Origin of the sequence: Chelatococcus sp. CO-6 (genome assembly GCF_001271345.1) — a bacterium.
GTDB classification, from domain to species: Bacteria; Pseudomonadota; Alphaproteobacteria; order Rhizobiales; family Beijerinckiaceae; genus Chelatococcus_A; species Chelatococcus_A caeni.
The window spans coordinates 1,299,161-1,314,780 of sequence record NZ_CP012398.1; the positions used below are offsets into that span (position 1 = coordinate 1,299,161).

Annotated in this window: 14 protein-coding genes; 10 read left to right on the plus strand and 4 right to left on the minus strand. The window is 69.1% G+C overall.

Translation table 11 applies throughout. The features are described from left to right. Nucleotides 1-13: 13 nt before the first annotated feature. Genes AL346_RS06120 through AL346_RS06145 form a run of 6 tightly spaced genes read left to right on the plus strand, consistent with a single transcriptional unit; the run spans nt 14 to nt 7,044 of the window. Entirely contained in the window at nt 14-1,519 is a 1,506-nt protein-coding gene (locus AL346_RS06120; protein ID WP_156332700.1) for a type II and III secretion system protein family protein, read from the plus strand. A 31-nt stretch (nt 1,520-1,550) separates the two neighbouring features. Beyond that, complete coding sequence (locus AL346_RS06125) at nt 1,551-2,273, plus strand: CpaD family pilus assembly protein (protein ID WP_019403706.1); 723 nt, start codon at nt 1,551-1,553, stop codon at nt 2,271-2,273. Next, nucleotides 2,273-3,532: an AAA family ATPase gene (locus tag AL346_RS06130; RefSeq protein WP_019403707.1), complete on the plus strand. Its 1,260-nt coding sequence runs from the start codon at nt 2,273-2,275 to the stop codon at nt 3,530-3,532. The genes AL346_RS06125 and AL346_RS06130 overlap by 1 nt, the downstream gene beginning before the upstream one ends. Nucleotides 3,533-3,562: 30 nt before the next feature. Continuing rightward, on the plus strand, nt 3,563-5,029 hold the full coding sequence (locus AL346_RS06135) for a CpaF family protein (RefSeq protein WP_019403708.1): 1,467 nt from the start codon (nt 3,563-3,565) through the stop codon (nt 5,027-5,029). Nucleotides 5,030-5,048: 19 nt separating this feature from the next. Next, entirely contained in the window at nt 5,049-6,053 is a 1,005-nt protein-coding gene (locus tag AL346_RS06140; protein WP_050996710.1) for a type II secretion system F family protein, read from the plus strand. A gap of 16 nt (nt 6,054-6,069) precedes the next feature. Further along, nucleotides 6,070-7,044, plus strand: coding sequence for a type II secretion system F family protein (locus tag AL346_RS06145; RefSeq protein ID WP_026015402.1), 975 nt, complete (start codon nt 6,070-6,072; stop codon nt 7,042-7,044). Nucleotides 7,045-7,071: 27 nt separating this feature from the next. Here AL346_RS06145 and AL346_RS06150 read toward each other — a convergent pair whose 3' ends face one another. Together AL346_RS06150 and AL346_RS06155 are read right to left on the minus strand one after the other, a co-directional pair. Continuing rightward, nucleotides 7,072-8,007, minus strand: coding sequence for a hypothetical protein (locus tag AL346_RS06150; RefSeq protein WP_019403711.1), 936 nt, complete (start codon nt 8,005-8,007; stop codon nt 7,072-7,074). 142 nt (nt 8,008-8,149) lie between these two features. Next, nucleotides 8,150-9,823: a serine hydrolase gene (locus AL346_RS06155; protein ID WP_245303225.1), complete on the minus strand. Its 1,674-nt coding sequence runs from the start codon at nt 9,821-9,823 to the stop codon at nt 8,150-8,152. 77 nt (nt 9,824-9,900) lie between these two features. On the opposite strand from AL346_RS06155, the gene AL346_RS06160 reads away from it, so the two are divergent. After that, nucleotides 9,901-11,145, plus strand: coding sequence for a flavin-dependent oxidoreductase (locus AL346_RS06160; RefSeq protein WP_019403713.1), 1,245 nt, complete (start codon nt 9,901-9,903; stop codon nt 11,143-11,145). Between the two features lie 12 nt (nt 11,146-11,157). Here AL346_RS06160 and AL346_RS06165 read toward each other — a convergent pair whose 3' ends face one another. Then, the gene (locus AL346_RS06165) at nt 11,158-12,129 is read right to left on the minus strand and encodes a GlxA family transcriptional regulator (protein WP_019403714.1); all 972 of its coding nucleotides are present in this window, start codon (nt 12,127-12,129) and stop codon (nt 11,158-11,160) included. A gap of 100 nt (nt 12,130-12,229) precedes the next feature. On the opposite strand from AL346_RS06165, the gene AL346_RS06170 reads away from it, so the two are divergent. The 3 genes from AL346_RS06170 (at nt 12,230) to AL346_RS06180 (ending at nt 14,837) form a co-directional block, all read left to right on the plus strand. Beyond that, entirely contained in the window at nt 12,230-13,387 is a 1,158-nt protein-coding gene (locus tag AL346_RS06170; RefSeq protein ID WP_026015404.1) for a DJ-1/PfpI family protein, read from the plus strand. A gap of 64 nt (nt 13,388-13,451) precedes the next feature. Beyond that, nucleotides 13,452-14,123, plus strand: a complete 672-nt coding sequence (locus AL346_RS06175) for a dihydrofolate reductase family protein (RefSeq protein WP_019403716.1) — start codon at nt 13,452-13,454, stop codon at nt 14,121-14,123. A gap of 63 nt (nt 14,124-14,186) precedes the next feature. Further along, a complete protein-coding gene (locus tag AL346_RS06180) occupies nt 14,187-14,837 on the plus strand; it encodes a dihydrofolate reductase family protein (protein ID WP_019403717.1) in 651 nt (216 codons plus the stop codon). Nucleotides 14,838-14,858: 21 nt separating this feature from the next. Here the strand turns inward: AL346_RS06180 and AL346_RS06185 are convergent, their stop codons facing one another. After that, nucleotides 14,859-15,608, minus strand: coding sequence for a sulfite exporter TauE/SafE family protein (locus tag AL346_RS06185; protein WP_026015405.1), 750 nt, complete (start codon nt 15,606-15,608; stop codon nt 14,859-14,861). Between the last annotated feature and the right edge of the window lie 12 nt (nt 15,609-15,620).

The following is a 15,620-nucleotide window of genomic DNA, read 5'->3' on the forward strand; positions in this document are numbered from 1 at the left end:
CATGGCGGCCCCGATGCACGAGACAGCACAGACGGCGGCGCCAGGGCCGCGAGCCACCAGAACCGCCGGGCCAGGGAGCCTGCGGCTTCTCCTGCTCGCCGGCCTCGCCGCCGCGGCGCTCGCCCTGCCGGCGGCGGCTTCCGCGCAGGGAACGATGGCCGCCCCGACGCTCGCCGTCGGCGGCGACGAGCACGCCATCGCCCGCCGCATCGACCTGTCCATCGGTCGCTCCATCGTGGTCGACCTGCCGCGCGACGCCAAGGAGGTCTTCGTCGCCGACCCCAAGGTCGCCAATGCGGTGGTGCGCTCGACGCGCAAGGTCTTCCTCATCGGCGTCGCGGACGGCGCTACCTCCATCTTTGTCATGGACGCCGCCGGCCGGCAGATCGCGGCCTTCGAGATCACGGTTGGCCGCGACCTCAACATCCTGCGCCAGACGTTGCGCACGGCGATGCCGCATGCCCAGATCGAGGTGAAGCCGGCGGGCGAATCCGTGCTCCTCATCGGCTCCGTCGCCAATACGGGCGAAGCCCAGCAGGCGAGCGACATCGCCAGCGCCTTCCTCGGCGGCGACATCGGCGGAGGGAATGGTGGAAATGGCGGGGGCAGCCCCGGCTCCAGCCGCGTCATCAACGCGCTGACCATCCGCGGCAAGGACCAGGTGATGCTCCGGGTCACCGTGGCGGAGATCAAGCGCAACGTCGTCAAGCAGCTCGGCATCGACACGACCGGCGAATGGCGCCTCGGCGACATGACGCTGACGGGCGCGATCACCAATGCCTTCGGCCTCGGCAACGAGTCGCCGTCGAGCAACATCAGCGTCAGCGGCGGCGGCAATTCCGCCACCCTGCGCGCCCTCGAACAGGCTGGCGTCGCCCGCACCCTCGCCGAGCCGACGCTGACCGCCGTGTCGGGCGAGACGGCCACCTTCCTCGTCGGCGGCGAGGTGCCGATCCCGACCGGCTACGCCTGCCAGGGCCCGAGCGGCGGTTGCACGACCACCATCGAGTTCAAGAAGTTCGGCGTCGCCCTCACCTTCACCCCGGTCGTGCAGTCGGAAGCGCGCATGAGCCTGCGCGTCGCCACCGAGGTGTCGGAGATCGACAACCAGAACACCTACCGCAGCAACACGCTGATCATCCCCGGCTTCAACGTGCGCCGGTCGGAGACGACCGTCGAGCTGCCCTCCGGCGGCACGCTCGTCACGGCCGGCCTCATCCAGCAGAAGTCGCGCCAGGCCATCAACGGCTTCCCGGGCCTGCTCAACATCCCGATCCTCGGCACGCTCTTCCGCTCGCGCGACTACCAGCGCGACGAGAGCGAGCTGATGATCGCCGTCACGCCCTATATCGCCAAGCCCATGAGCGCCAATGCCGTCACCCGGCCGGATGCCGGCTTCGCCGACGCCATGGACCCGCAGACGGTCTTCCTCGGCCGCCTCAACCGCGTCTACGGCAAGGGCGGCAACGCCCCGCAGCCCGCCGTGGCGCGCGGTATCTTCGGTTTCATCAATGACTGACGGGCCCAGCCTCACGCGCGGAGACGCCGCCATGCCCCGCACCCGCAGAACAGCCGTCCCCCGCCTCGCCGCGGCGCTCGTTGCCCTGCCGCTCGCCGCCTGCGGGGCCGACCGCTACGTCACCAACGCGACCTATCCGATGGACTTCCGCGAGCGCCATCCGATCACGCTCGTCGACGCGCCCGAGACGCTGGACGTCTTCGTGACGTCGGCCCGCGGCATCGATGCCCGCCAGCGCACCGACATCCTGGCCTACGCCGCCGAATACCGCCGCCACGGCAAGAGCCTCGTCACCGCCTACATGCCGGCCGGCACCGGGCAGGAGCGCGCCCTTCACGGGGCGCTGCAGGCGGTGCGGCAGGTCTTTTCCGAGGCGGGCGTGCCGGCCTCCGCCCTGACCGTGGCGCGCTACACCCCGACCGAGCCGATGCTCACGGCGCCCATCCGCCTGAGCTATGCCAAGCTCAGCGCCCGCGTCGACAGCAAGTGCGGCGAGTGGCCTCAGGACCTCGCCAGCGGCAGCAGCGTCGACGGCTGGAAGAACCGGCCCTACTGGAACCTCGGCTGCGCCTATCAGGCGAATTTCGCGGCCCAGGTCGCCGACCCGCTCGACCTCGCCCGGTCGCGGCCGGAGGGGCGCATCGACACCGTCAAGCGCCTCAACGCCAACGAGAAGCTGCGTCGGGGGGAGGACCCCTCGACGGAATACAAAATCGACGCCACCAAGATCAGCGACGCGGCCGGAGGCAACTGATGGCAAGCGCTCAGGACCTTACGCGCAGCGAGACCGGCGAGCGCCTCATTGCGCCGGTGCCGCGCATCACCATCGAGGCCTTCTGCGAGACACCGGCCGTCGCCGCGGTGATGGAGATCGTTGCCGCCGACCGGCGCCTCGCCCGCGCCCAGACGAAGCTCGCCATGGGCGGCGCCTCGGCGGCGGTCGAGGCCTTCCGCCACGCGCCGACGCCGAACGTCATCATCCTCGAGACGAACAGCGACCGCGAGGCGATCCTCACCCATCTCGACAGCCTGTCGGAGGTCTGCGACGTCGGCACCCGGGTGCTCGTCGTCGGCCATGTCAACGACGTTCAGCTCTACCGCGAGCTCGTGCGCCGCGGCGTCAGCGACTATCTCATCGCGCCGCTCTCCGTCGTCGACACCATCGCCGCCATTTCGGAGCTGTTCGCAACGCCCGGCGCGGAGCCGCTCGGGCGCACCATCGCCGTCGTGGGCGCCAAGGGCGGCGTCGGCGCCTCGACCGTGGCGCACAACCTCGGCTGGTCCATCGCCCGCTCGGCGCATCTTGCCACCGTCATCGCCGATCTCGACATCGCCTTCGGCACCGCCGGCCTCGACTTCAACCAGGACCCGCCGCAGGGCATCGCCGAGGCCGTGTTCTCGCCGGACCGGATCGACGCCAATCTCGTCGACCGCCTGCTGTCGCGCTGCAGCGACAACCTCAGCCTGCTGGCCGCCCCGGCCGTGCTAGACCGCACCTGCGACCTCAACGAAAGCGCCTTCGACCAGTTGGTCGACGTCCTGCGCGCCTCGATCCCGGCTATCGTCCTCGACATGCCGCACGTCTGGACGGCCTGGCTGCGCCGGGTGCTGATCGCCGCCGACGAGGTCGTCATCGTCGCCGAGCCGGATCTCGCCAACCTGCGCAACGCCAAGAACCTCGCCGACCTGCTGCGCCAAACGCGGCCGAACGACCGCAAGCCGCGCCTCGTCCTCAACCGGGTAGGCGTGCCAAAGCGGCCGGAGATCACGGCTGCCGACTTCCTGAAGGCGTTCGACGCCGAGCTCGCCGCCACCATCCCCTTCGATGCGCAGCTCTTCGGCACGGCGGCGAACGGCGGGCAGATGCTGTCCGAGGTGCAGCCCTCCGGCAAGGTGCCCGCCGTGTTCGACGAGCTCGCCGCGGCCATCACCGGGCGCGCGGAGCAGCGGCGGGCGCGGGCCGGCGCCTTCCTCTCGCCCATCATCGCCCGGCTCGCCCGACGCAAATCGTAACGGCGACACGGAAACGGAACTGGACGCGACATGTTCGGCAAGCGGACGAGCCAGAATGGCCCCCTCGGCGGGGCGGCACCGGCCCCCCAGCCGGCGCGGCTCGGCCCGGCCGCCGCGCCGGCGAGGATCGATCCGCCGCCGCGCGCCGCGCCGGCGCCGTCCGCCCCGCAGCCCGAGCCGCCGCGGCCGGAAAAGCGCCATTCGGAGGAATATTACCAGACGAAGAGCATGATCTTCGGCGCCCTCATCGAGGCGATCGACCTGTCGCAGCTCGTCAAGCTCGACACCGAGACGGCGCACGACGAGATCCGCGACATCGTCACCGAGATCATCGCCCTCAAGAACGTCGTCATGTCGATCGCCGAGCAGGAGGAGCTGCTCGACGACATCTGCAACGACGTGCTCGGCTACGGCCCGCTCGAGCCGCTGCTCGCCCGCGACGACATCGCCGACATCATGGTCAACGGCGCGGGCTACACCTACATCGAGGTCGCCGGCAAGATCCAGCGCTCCAACGTGCGCTTCCGCGACAACCAGCAGCTGATGAACATCTGCCAGCGCATCGTCAGCCAGGTCGGCCGGCGCGTGGACGAGGCCTCCCCCATCTGCGACGCGCGCCTGCCGGACGGCTCGCGCGTCAACGTCATCGTGCCGCCGCTCGCCATCGACGGGCCGGCGCTGACCATCCGCAAGTTCAAGAAGGACAAGCTGACGCTCGACCAGCTGGTGACCTATGGCTCCGTCTCGCAGGAGGGCGCCGAGGTCCTGCGCATCGTCGGCCGTGTCCGCTGCAACACCATCATTTCGGGCGGCACCGGCTCGGGCAAGACGACGCTGCTCAACTGCCTCACCCGCTACATCGACCACGACGAGCGCATCATCACCTGCGAGGACGCGGCCGAGCTGCAACTGCAGCAGCCGCACGTGGTGCGCCTCGAGACGCGCCCGCCCAACCTCGAGGGCCAGGGCCAGGTGACGATGCGCGACCTCGTGCGCAACTGCCTGCGCATGCGTCCCGAGCGCATCATCGTCGGCGAGGTGCGCGGCGCGGAGGCCTTCGATCTGCTGCAGGCCATGAACACCGGCCACGACGGCTCCATGGGCACACTCCACGCCAACTCGCCGCGCGAGGCGCTGTCGCGTCTCGAATCCATGATCACCATGGGCGGCTTCGCTTTGCCCTCGCGCACCATCCGCGAGATGATCTGCGCCTCCGTCGACGTCATCATCCAGGCCGCGCGCCTGCGCGACGGCTCGCGCCGCATCACCCACATCACCGAGATCATGGGCATGGAGGGTGACGTCATCATCACCCAGGACGTCATGACCTACGACATCACGGGCGAGGACGCGAACGGGCGCCTCCTCGGTCAGCACCGCTCGACGGGCATCGGCCGGCCCCGCTTCTGGGAGCGGGCGCGCTACTTCGGCGAGGACCAGCGCCTCGCCGCCGCGCTCGACGCCATGGAGCGCGCGGGCGGCGAAGCCGTGGCGTGAGGGCCGCCCCATGGACGAGATGCTCCTCACCCTCTTCGGCTCCCTCGCCCCGGCGAACCTCGCCGTCGCGGCGCTGGTGACGGTCGCGGTCGGCGGCATCGCCTATGTGTTCGTCTATCCCTGGCTCTCCGGCGAAAGGCGGGCCGAGGAGCGGCAGAAGGCGCTCGTCGGCACCTCGGCCCAGCGCGCCGCCGAGCGCCTCAACGCCGCCACGGCCAGCAAGCGCGAGCAGGTGGCGCAGAGCCTCAAGGAGATCGAGGCCCGCGAGAAGCGGCGCAACAGGCTGTCCCTCGAGATGCGCATCACCCAGGCCGGCCTCGCCTGGACGAAGCCGCGCTTCTTCCTCGTCAGCGCCGGGCTCGGCCTTGCCACCGCGCTCCTGCTCTTCCTCATGACGCACCGGCCCGTCATGGCGCTCGCCGGCCTCTTCGTCGGCGGCCTCGGCCTGCCGCGCTGGCTGCTCGCCCACCTGCGCAACAAGCGCATGAAGCGCTTCGTCGAGGAGTTGCCGAACGCCCTCGACGTCGTGGTGCGCGGCGTGCGTGCCGGCCTGCCGCTCGGCGACTGCCTGAAGATCATCGCCTCGGAGGCGGCCGAACCGGTGCGCTCCGAATTCCGCGCCATCGTCGAGGCGCAGGCGCTCGGCCTGTCCGTGACGGACGCTTGCGCACGCCTGCCCGAGCGCATGCCCATCCCCGAGGCGAACTTCTTCGCCATCGTCATCGCCATCCAGCAGAAGGCGGGCGGCAACCTGTCCGAGGCGCTCGGCAACCTCTCGCGCGTCCTGCGCGAGCGCAAGAAGATGAAGGGCAAGATCCAGGCGATGAGCATGGAGGCGAAGGCCTCGGCCGGCATCATCGCCTCCCTGCCCTTCGTCGTCGCCATCCTCGTCTACATCACGAGCCCGAGCTACATCGAGCTCCTGTGGCTCAAGGACACGGGCAAGATCGCCCTCGCCGTCTCGGGGGGCTGGATGCTGGTCGGCATCATGGTCATGCGCAACATGATCAATTTCGACTTCTGAGGAGGCGCGGGTGGCGATCGTCGAGGCCCTCACCGACCGGTTGCTCGACAGCCAGTTCATGCTGGCGCTCCTCGCGGCCATCGCGGCCGCCGGCACGGTGCTGACGCTCGCCCTGCCGCTCGCCGAGCGCAACGCGCTCGACAAGCGCATGAAGGCGGTGGCGCTGGAGCGGGACAAGATCCGCGCCCGCGAGCGCGAGCGCATGATGGGCCAGCAGCGCGCCTCCCTGCGCCAGCAGCCCAAGGCCTACATGAAGCAGGTGGTCGACCGCTTCAACCTCGGCCACTGGCTCGGCACCGACACGGCCCGGGCGCGCCTGACCATGGCCGGCTACCGCGGCCAGCAGGCGGAGATCGCCTTCCTCTTCTTCCGCATGGTGCTGCCCATCGGCCTGTGCCTGTTCACGGCCTTCTACGTCTTCGTGCTCCTCAAGCTGCAGCAGCCGCTCGCCATCCGGCTCGGCATCGTCATCTTCGCCGCCTATGCCGGCATCAAGCTGCCGGAGCTCTTCGTCTCCAACGCCATCCAGAAGCGGCAGGTCTCGATCCGCCGCGCCTGGCCGGATGCGCTCGACCTTTTGCTCATCTGCGTCGAATCCGGCATGTCCATCGAGCAGGCCTTCCGCAAGGTGGCTCAGGAGATCGGCCCCCAGTCCGTGCCGCTCGCCGAGGAGCTGACGCTCGCCACGGCGGAGCTCTCCTACCTGCCGGACCGGCGCGCCGCCTTCGAGAACCTCGGCACCCGCACGGGCCTCGACATCGTCAAGAACGTCGCGACCGCGCTCATCCAGGCCGAGCGCTACGGCACCTCGCTCGGCCAGGCGCTGCGGGTCCTCGCACAGGAGAGCCGCGACCAGCGCATGAACGAGGCCGAGAAGAAGGCGGCGGCCCTGCCGCCCAAACTCACCGTGCCGATGATCCTCTTCTTCCTGCCGGTGCTCTTCGTCGTCATCATCACCCCGGCCCTCATCCAGGTCTTCGGCTGGAAGTGATGGACCTGCCTGCCGGGGAAAGGCCTTTCACGACGCGGCCTTGAGCATGGCGTAGCAGGTCTCCCCACCGGCGGAGAATGGCTCGTAGGCCTTCTGCGCCTGCTGCAGCCATTCGCGGTGCGAATTGTAGCGCGCCTCGACCGCCTCGATCGGCTTCAGCGCGAGGAACTGCCGGCCGTGGCCCAGGAAGCGGCAGGCGCGCGCGACGAGGCGCCGGCTGCGGTCGCGCAGCCAGGCGTAGTCCCACAGCACGTCCAGCACCTCGCGCTTGACGTTGGCGGTCAGCTCGGGGTCGGTGACGATCTCGTCGGGCTGGCGATTTGCGAGGACGCGCCGCAGGTCGCCATAGTCCTCCCGCAGCTGCTTGACCGCATATTGGAGATCCGCCTCGTCCTTGACCAGGCCGAACCACAGGTTCGGATCGAGCCGATGGACCAGGGGTGACGACTGGAAGTCGCTCGAGAACTGCATGGCCGCGAATTCATCGAGGTCGACCTCCCGCTCGATGAGCCTTATGGCCGCGACCTGGGCGGCAAGATCGGCGCCGGCTGCCGTCACCGCCCGGTTCGAGCCGCCATCCTCGGGATCGACATAGGCGCCGCCGTCGTCCAGCACCGGATCGATCTCGGCCACGAACTCGAGCAGCGGCGCCGCGCGGCTCAATCTCACCGCCAGTTTCGCCAGGAGCTCCTGCGCCTGCGCGTCCTGTCGCTGACGCTCCAGATAGTTCTGCTGAAAGAAGAAGATGAACAGCGATATGCCGATCCCGAGGAGGATCACGCCGAGCTGTGAAAATGTGTTCCTGTAATACTCAAGCTGCTTCTCCTTGTGCCGCTCGTCGCGCGCCGTATAGTGAACAACCTGGTTATTGATGAACAGCGACACGATCAGCAGCAAGGCGCCGAGCAGCCCGAGCATGGCGATGAGTGCATGGCTGCCACCGAATGTCCAATCGAACTCCATCGCCGGTACCTTTCGAATGCTTCGCCGGCTCCCCCGGATCACCGGAACTGCCGGCTCGCTCGTTGAAGCATCGAACCCGTCTCATGAAACCGGACCGCCGGCTTTGGGCCTCGTCCCCCTCTCAGCCGACGACCTTGCCTGCTCAATAGCCGGCGCGCTTCAGCACGCCGAGCCCCAGATCGTTGAGGTGCTCGATCTCGACCTGATAGGCCTTCCCATCCGGCCCGATCGCGAAGGTGATGGCGAGGAGCATGGCCGGCATCTCCGCATAGGGGCGATAGGTAAACAGGTCGCGGTCGAAATGGCTGAGCGGGACGATCCGGCTGCCGTCCGGGCCGAGCCTGATTTCGAGCCCACCGTCCTTCTCGGCGACCACGGCCTGTCCGACGTAAGGATTGGCATAGGTACCGGCGTAGGACGAGAGCGGGAGGGCCGGCCGCGGCGACGCGGGCGGCGTGCCGTAGCGCTTGACTGCCGCCTCGATCGCCGGCCCGAAGAGCTGATCGTAGAGCCTGCCCCAGTCCGCACTCCAGTCGCGGGTGGCTTCGCCCCGCATCACCAGATCGAAGAACGTATCGGCAAGGCCTTCCGGCACGCCGGTGGGGAAGGCGTTGGCAAGGACCGCGATGCCGAGCTCTTCGTCGGGAAGCAGGCTGACGAGCGTGCGGGCGCCGTCGCTGAACGCGCCGGCATGTCCCCAGACCTCGCCGTAACGGCCATACTCCAGGTTCCAACCGAGACCGTAGACGACCGGGCTGCCGGTGATGGGATGCCTGCCGAGCGACATGTGCGGCAGGTGCGTCTGGCCGATCGCATCCGCATCGATCAGCTGCTGGCCGTTGTACTTGCCCTTGCCGAGATGAAGCCGCATCCACTGCGCGACATCGCGCGCATTGGAGCTGACCCCGCCGGCCGGCGATTGCGCATCGGGATCGCGCCTGGCAAGCGCCTGCCATCGGCCGTCGTGCCGCGCGTGGAGCGTGGCGCGATTGACGCGTGCGAGGAAATCGGCATGGCGCGAACTGGTCGAGACCATGCCGAGCGGCTTGTAGAGCTTGGCCTCGGCTGCATCCTCCCAGCTCATGCCAATGGCCGCGGCCGCGGCGACGGCCCCCGCAGTGAGCCCGAAGTTGCTGTAGGAATAGCCCGAGCGGAAGCTGCTCGACGGCTTGACCTGGCGAAGCCGGTGGAGGATCGCATCGCGCCCGTAGCCGAGCTCCTCCAGCTCGTTGCCGGCGCCGCCCGGAAGGCCGCTGCGGTGGCAGAAGAGATCGCGGACGGTCACCTGCGCGGTGGGATAGGCCTCGTGGAGCTGGAAGCCCGGGTCGATGTCCGCGATGCGTGCATCCCAGCTCGTTCCGGCCTCGCCTACGATCGCCGCAACCACGGTCGAAGCAAGCGGTTTCGACAGCGAGGCGAGCTGAAAGACGGTATCGGCGTCGACCGGTGCGCCGCCGCCCACTTCCCTGACGCCGAACCCTTTCAGGAAGACGACCTCGTCCCGGTAGACGATCGCGATCGACAGGCCTGGAACCTCGTCCTTGTCCACGATCTGCCGGGCCATCTCCTCCAGCCTGGGCAGGACGGCCATCACCCTGTCCCTGGTCGCGTGCTCGAAGGACTGTGCGCGGCCAGTGAGTGGCGCGCTGATCAACAGAACCATGAAGAGAAGGCGCAGAGCGAGGAAGCGGATGCGCGTGACGGGGTGCTCCACTGGATGGGTCATGATGCCCCTCGCGGTGCGGCGTTTGCGCGAACTATACATGACATGTATGAGGCACGTCCTGCCTGCCGGCACACCGGCTTTGGCAGACATCCCGCCGTTTATGTCATTTCGGCCAGCGCACCGCGCCCCTAGGCTGCCGTCCGAACATCAGGACGAGAGGTGGCCCCATGAAGGCGCTGATCGCCGGTGGCGGCATCGGCGGGCTGACCACGGCCCTGTTCCTGCATGCGATCGGGATCGAGGTCGAGATCTTCGAGCGCGCCGGCGAGATCCGCGAGCTCGGCGTCGGCATCAACGTGCTGCCGCATGCCGCAAGGGAACTGGCGGGCCTCGGGCTTCAGCCGGAGCTGGACGCCCAAGGCATCCGCACGCGCGAGCTCATCTATGCCAACCGGCTGGGCCAGGAGGTGTGGCGGGACCTGCGCGGCATCGAGGCGGGGCACGACCATCCGCAATACAGCATCCATCGCGGCAGGCTCCTGAAGCTGATCCACGCGGCGGTGATCGACCGGCTGGGCCGCGACGCCATCCGCACCGGCTGCCAGGTTGACGGATTTCGCCAGACGGCGGACGGCGTGGCCGTCGCGCTGTCGGGCCCCGGCGGACGCACCCGCGCCTCCGGCGACCTGCTCGTCGGCGCGGACGGCATACACTCCACGGTGCGCGCCCGGTTGTTCCCCGATGAAGGTCCGCCGATCTGGAACGGCGTGATGCTGTGGCGCGGCTGCACCCGCTGGCCGACCTGGCGCGACGGCCGCACGATGGCGATCGCCGGCGGCAATTTCGCGAAATTCGTGTTCTATCCGATCGAGGCCGATGCGGCAGAGCCGCAGACGCGCCTCACCAACTGGGCGGTGATGGCGCGAACGGGAGCCTCGGGCGCCGCGCCTCCGCGCCGGGAGGATTGGACCCGGCAAGGCCGGCTGGAGGAGGTGGTACCCTTCGTGCGCGACCGCTTCCGGCTGGATTTCGTCGATCCCGCAGAGATCATCCGGGCGACCGGGACGTTCTACGAATACCCCAATTGCGACCGCGATCCGCTCGACCGCTGGTCTTTCGGACGCGTGACGCTGCTGGGCGACGCCGCCCACCCGATGTACCCGGTCGGCTCCAACGGGGCGAGCCAGGCGATCCTCGATGCGCGCAGCCTCGCCGGCCACCTCGCCTCGGCCGGGTCGGTCGAAGCGGCGCTCGCGGCCTATGACGCGGAACGCCGGCCCGCGACATCGGCCATCGTGCTCGCAAACCGCCAGGGCGGCCCCGAAGGCGTCATCGACATGATCGAGGCAAGGGCGCCGGACGGTTTCGACGATATCGAGGCGATCGCGTCCCACGACGAGCGGGAAGCCGTCGTGCGCGGCTACGCCCGCCTGGCCGGCTTCGCCAGCCGCGCCGGCGCAAAGCCGGCCTGACACGTGCGGGCCTTACAGCACGGCATGCATGTCGCGCAAGAGCCGCGGCGCGACGCCGAAGCGGCGCTCGAAGGCTTCGGCGAGCCGCGCGGGCGGGAAGAGGCCGACCTGCGCCGCGACCGCTTTCAGCGAGAGACCGCGCGACAGCAGCATGCGCGCCGCATCGAGCCGCGCGGCCTCCACGAAACGGGCGGGCGTCTCGCCCGTTGCGGCCACGAACCGACGATAGAAGGTGCGCTCGGTCATGCCGGCGCGAGCGGCGAGCGACGGCACGTCGAGTGGTGCATCGAGGTTGGCCTGCATCCATCCGATCAGGTCCGCGAACGGGCTGTCGCCCTTGACCTGCGCCTTGAGGACCGGGCTGAACTGGGACTGGTAGCCGGGGCGGCGGGCATAGAGGATGAGCCGTTTCGCGACCTCGCCGGCGATCGTTGCGTCGAGGTCGTGCGCGATCATCGCCAGCGCCATGTCGATGCCGGTCGTCACCCCCGCCGAGGTCCAGAGCCGCCCGTCGACGACATAGAGCGCGTCCGAATCCACCGCAACCTTCGCAAAGGCGTCGGCAAACGGCCGGCAGGCGTCCCAATGGGTCGCGACGCGATGGCCGTCGAAGAGACCGAGCGCCGCCAGCACGAAGCCGCCGGTGCAGACGGAGCCGAAGCGCTCGGCCTGCCGGACAAGCGGCGGCAGCGCGGCCCGCAACGCCGGGTCCGCCACCGCCGGCAGGAGGTGCTCCCGTTCCGCGCCGACGACCAGCACGGTCTGGATGTCCCCGGGGCGCACATCGGCAATGGACCGCGTCTCGACCGCGACCCCGCTGCTGCTCTCCACGGCCCCGCCTTCGGCCGAGAGCAGCGTGACCCGATAGAACGCGGGCTTCCCGCTCTGGCCGAGAGCACGATTGGCGCCGGTGAAGACGGAAGCCGGCCCCGAGGGGTCGAGCAGCTCGAAACCGGGATAGACCACAAAGGCGACGTGATGCATTGGCAGAAATTATCAGCTGTTTGTCATTCCTGCCAGGGCTCGCGGCATCTAGTGTTGCTCTGGAAGCGCTGAGAGGCGCTGGATGCCGGAGAAGCTCCGCATGTCGAAAGTCCACCTCTTGTCAGGCATTCTGGTGGTCCTCGTCCTCTGCCTCGCGGGTTTCGGCGGCTGGATCCTCAGCCTGCCGGTCGCAACGGCGGCTGTCGAGGCGCCGCCGGTGCCACGGGAGGAGGCGGATGCCATGCTCGCTGCACTGAAACCCGTGAAACGCGAGCGCCCGCTCATTGCCGTCATCGCCCTCAACGAGGCGACGGAGACGACCGACTATCTGGTGCCGGCCGGCATCCTGCGGCGGGCCGATGTCGCCGATGTCGTGATGCTGGCGACCGGCCCGGGGACGGTGACGCTCTATCCGGCCCTCAAGGTCGTCCCCGATGCGACCCTCGCGCAGTTCGATGCCGCGCATCCCGAAGGGGCGGACTATGTCATCGTGCCCGCCATGAGCCGCGACGACGACCCGGCCGTGCTCGACTGGCTGAAGTCCCAGGCGGCGAAGAAGGCGCGGATCATCGGCATCTGCGCCGGCGCTAAGATCGTCGCTGCCGCCGGCCTGCTCGACGGCAGGCGCGCGACGACCCACTGGTATTACCTGCGCGAGATGCTGGGCCGGAGCCCGACGACCACCCATGTCGCCGACCGGCGCATGGTGAGCGACGAGGCCGTCACGACCACCACGGGCATCAGCGCCTCCATGCCGATGATGCTGACACTGATCGAGGCGATCGCCGGCCGGACCAGGGCAGAAGCGGTGGCACGCGACCTCGGCATCGGGGAATGGGACGCCCGGCACGCGAGCGGCGCGTTCAGGCTCACACGCCCCTTCGCGGTGACCGTGCTCGCGAACAGGATCGCCTTCTGGAACCGGGACGAGTTCGGCCTCCGCCTCGAGCCGGGCGTGGACGAGGTGTCGCTGGCGCTGGTGGCCGATGCCTGGTCGCGCACCTACCGGTCGCGCGTCACGAGTTTCGCCGCTTCGGCGGATGCGATCGAGTCCCGCAACGGCCTTCGGCTCGTCCCCGACAGCCTTGCCCATGACTGGCCGAAAACCCGGCGCATCATGCCCCTTCCGGCCGAGCGGCCGGCCCATGCGCTTGACCGGACGCTCGACGCGATCGCCGCACGCTACGGAGGCGCCACCGCCGACGTGGTCGCCATGCAGCTCGAATATCCACGCAGGCCGGCAGCCGGTAAGCCGTGACACGCGGCTCCCGACGGCCTCCGCCTCGCGGGCCCGGCAGTGAGCACCAGCAGGAGCAGCCGACATGAGAAGGATCATCACAACCGCCTATGTGTCACTCGACGGCGTCATGCAGGCCCCCGGGGGCCCGGAAGAGGATCCCACAGGCGGCTTCGCCTATGGCGGATGGCTCGTGCCCTATTGGGACGACATGATGAACAAGCGCATCATCGACAGCATGGCCGAGCCCTACGACCTTCTGCTGGGGCGCCGGACCTACGAGATCTTCGCCGTCCACTGGCCGCACGCAGGTGACAACCCGATCGCCAACCGCTTCAACGAGGCGACCAAATACGTCACCACGCGCAGCCTCGACCGTCTCGACTGGGCCGGTTCCATCCGCATCGACGGCGACGTGGCGGCCGAGATCAAACGGCTGAAATCGGGCGACGGCCCGGACATCCAGACCTGGGGCAGCAGCGACCTGTTGCAGACGCTGACAACCGCCGGACTGATCGACGAATACCGCGTCTGGATCTTTCCGCTCGTCCTGGGGCACGGCAAACGCCTGTTCAAGGACGGCCTCCCGGCACGGGCGCTCGCGCTCACCGACACGACGACCTCATCGACCGGCGTGGTGATCAACACCTACCGGCCGGCGGGGGAGGTGAAACCGGGATCGTTCGTCCCCGGCGCGCCGTCCGACGCGGAACTGGCGCGACGCAGGAAGTTCGCGGACGAGGCCCGCGCATCGTGAGCCCAGGCGGCGGCGAAACGGCCTCGCCGAGGCGCCGCATACCGACGAAGAGGAGCACCAGCCATGTCGCTCGCCCGCGTTCAGAACTTCTCCGTCTCGCTCGATGGTTTCGGCACCGGCGAAGGCCTGAGCCGTGACGAGCCGTTCGGCCACGCCGGCGAGCGGCTGCACGAATGGATGTTCGCCACCCGCTGGGGCCGCGAGATGTTCGGCCTGCCGCCCGGCGGCACCGGCGGCGTCGACGACGCCTTCGCGCGGCAGTTCTATCCCGGCATCGGCGCCGAGATCATGGGTGCCGGGAAGTTCGGCCCTCCCGGCTGGCAAGAGAACCCGGAATGGACGGGCTGGTGGGGGTCGAACCCGCCGTTTCACACGCCGGTCTTCGTCCTCACCCACCACCCGCGCCCGTCGATCGCGATGGAAGGCGGCACGACCTTCCATTTCATCGATGCCCCGCCGGCCGAAGCGCTGAAGGTCGCCCGCGAGGCGGCCGGCGGCAAGGACGTGCGCATCGGCGGAGGGTCGATCGTCGTTCGCGACTTCCTGGCCGCCCGGCTCGTGGACCACGCGCATATCGCGGTGGTCCCGATCCTGCTCGGCCGGGGCGTACGTCTCTGGGAGGGGCTCGAGGGCCTCGAGAGCGACTACCAGATCGAAGCCACCTCCTCGCCCGGCGGCGTGACGCACATGACCTTCACGCGGAAAGATGCGTGAAATGCCGCGAGGCCCTTCATCTCAAAGAAACGGCCTTGCGAGCATCTCCGCACCGAGGAAGAGAAGGCACATCAGGAAGCCGCGCCGGAAGGTCGCCGGATCGATGCGGCAGCGGATCGCCTGTCCGGCCCACATCCCGGCGAGCGCGGGAACAACCGCGAGCGCCGACAAGGCGACGTCGTCGACCTGGAAGGCGCCCCGCCAGGCAAGCCCGGCCGCAAGCGCCACGGTGGACATGGTGAAGGACAGGCCGAGCGCCTGGACGAGATCATCCTTCGTGAGGCCGAGTGCCTGAAGATAGGGCACGGCCGGAATGACGAAGACGCCCGTGCCGCCGGTGACGAGGCCGGTCGTCACGCCGACGACCGGTGCCAGCCACGCCTCCAGCCTCCGCGGCACGTGCAGCTGTTGCGCAAGAAGCGTATAGCCGGCATAGGCGACGAGCGCGGCCCCGAGCAGGGCCGTCGTCGCGCCGGTATCGCTGCCCGCCAGCAGCGGCGCACCGACCATCGTTCCCGCCACGATGCCGAGCATCATCGGCCAGAGGCGGCGCAGAACGGGGCCGAAGCGCGGACCGGCGAGAAGCTGCCAGACATTGGTCACGAAGGACGGGACGATCAGCAGGCTGGCCGCCGCGAGCGGGGAAACCAGCGCGCCGAGCACGCCCATGGCGACCGTCGGCAGGCCCATGCCGGTGACGCCCTTGACGATGCCGGCACCGAAGAAGGTCGCCGCAGCAACGGCGACGAGCACGAACGAAGGATCCATCATGGCATCCGGATA

Bases quoted from the DNA above. Each gene is read 5' to 3' on its own strand.
- AL346_RS06185 (WP_026015405.1), bottom strand. From the start codon at position 15,608: ATGATGGATCCTTCGTTCGTGCTCGTCGCCGTTGCTGCGGCGACCTTC.
- AL346_RS06170 (WP_026015404.1), top strand. From the start codon at position 12,230: ATGTCGAAAGTCCACCTCTTGTCAGGCATTCTGGTGGTCCTCGTCCTC.
- AL346_RS06125 (WP_019403706.1), top strand. From the start codon at position 1,551: ATGCCCCGCACCCGCAGAACAGCCGTCCCCCGCCTCGCCGCGGCGCTC.
- AL346_RS06140 (WP_050996710.1), top strand. From the start codon at position 5,049: ATGCTCCTCACCCTCTTCGGCTCCCTCGCCCCGGCGAACCTCGCCGTC.
- AL346_RS06160 (WP_019403713.1), top strand. From the start codon at position 9,901: ATGAAGGCGCTGATCGCCGGTGGCGGCATCGGCGGGCTGACCACGGCC.
- AL346_RS06175 (WP_019403716.1), top strand. From the start codon at position 13,452: ATGAGAAGGATCATCACAACCGCCTATGTGTCACTCGACGGCGTCATG.
- AL346_RS06155 (WP_245303225.1), bottom strand. From the start codon at position 9,823: ATGTCTGCCAAAGCCGGTGTGCCGGCAGGCAGGACGTGCCTCATACAT.
- AL346_RS06165 (WP_019403714.1), bottom strand. From the start codon at position 12,129: ATGCATCACGTCGCCTTTGTGGTCTATCCCGGTTTCGAGCTGCTCGAC.
- AL346_RS06130 (WP_019403707.1), top strand. From the start codon at position 2,273: ATGGCAAGCGCTCAGGACCTTACGCGCAGCGAGACCGGCGAGCGCCTC.
- AL346_RS06120 (WP_156332700.1), top strand. From the start codon at position 14: ATGCACGAGACAGCACAGACGGCGGCGCCAGGGCCGCGAGCCACCAGA.
- AL346_RS06150 (WP_019403711.1), bottom strand. From the start codon at position 8,007: ATGGAGTTCGATTGGACATTCGGTGGCAGCCATGCACTCATCGCCATG.
- AL346_RS06135 (WP_019403708.1), top strand. From the start codon at position 3,563: ATGTTCGGCAAGCGGACGAGCCAGAATGGCCCCCTCGGCGGGGCGGCA.
- AL346_RS06180 (WP_019403717.1), top strand. From the start codon at position 14,187: ATGTCGCTCGCCCGCGTTCAGAACTTCTCCGTCTCGCTCGATGGTTTC.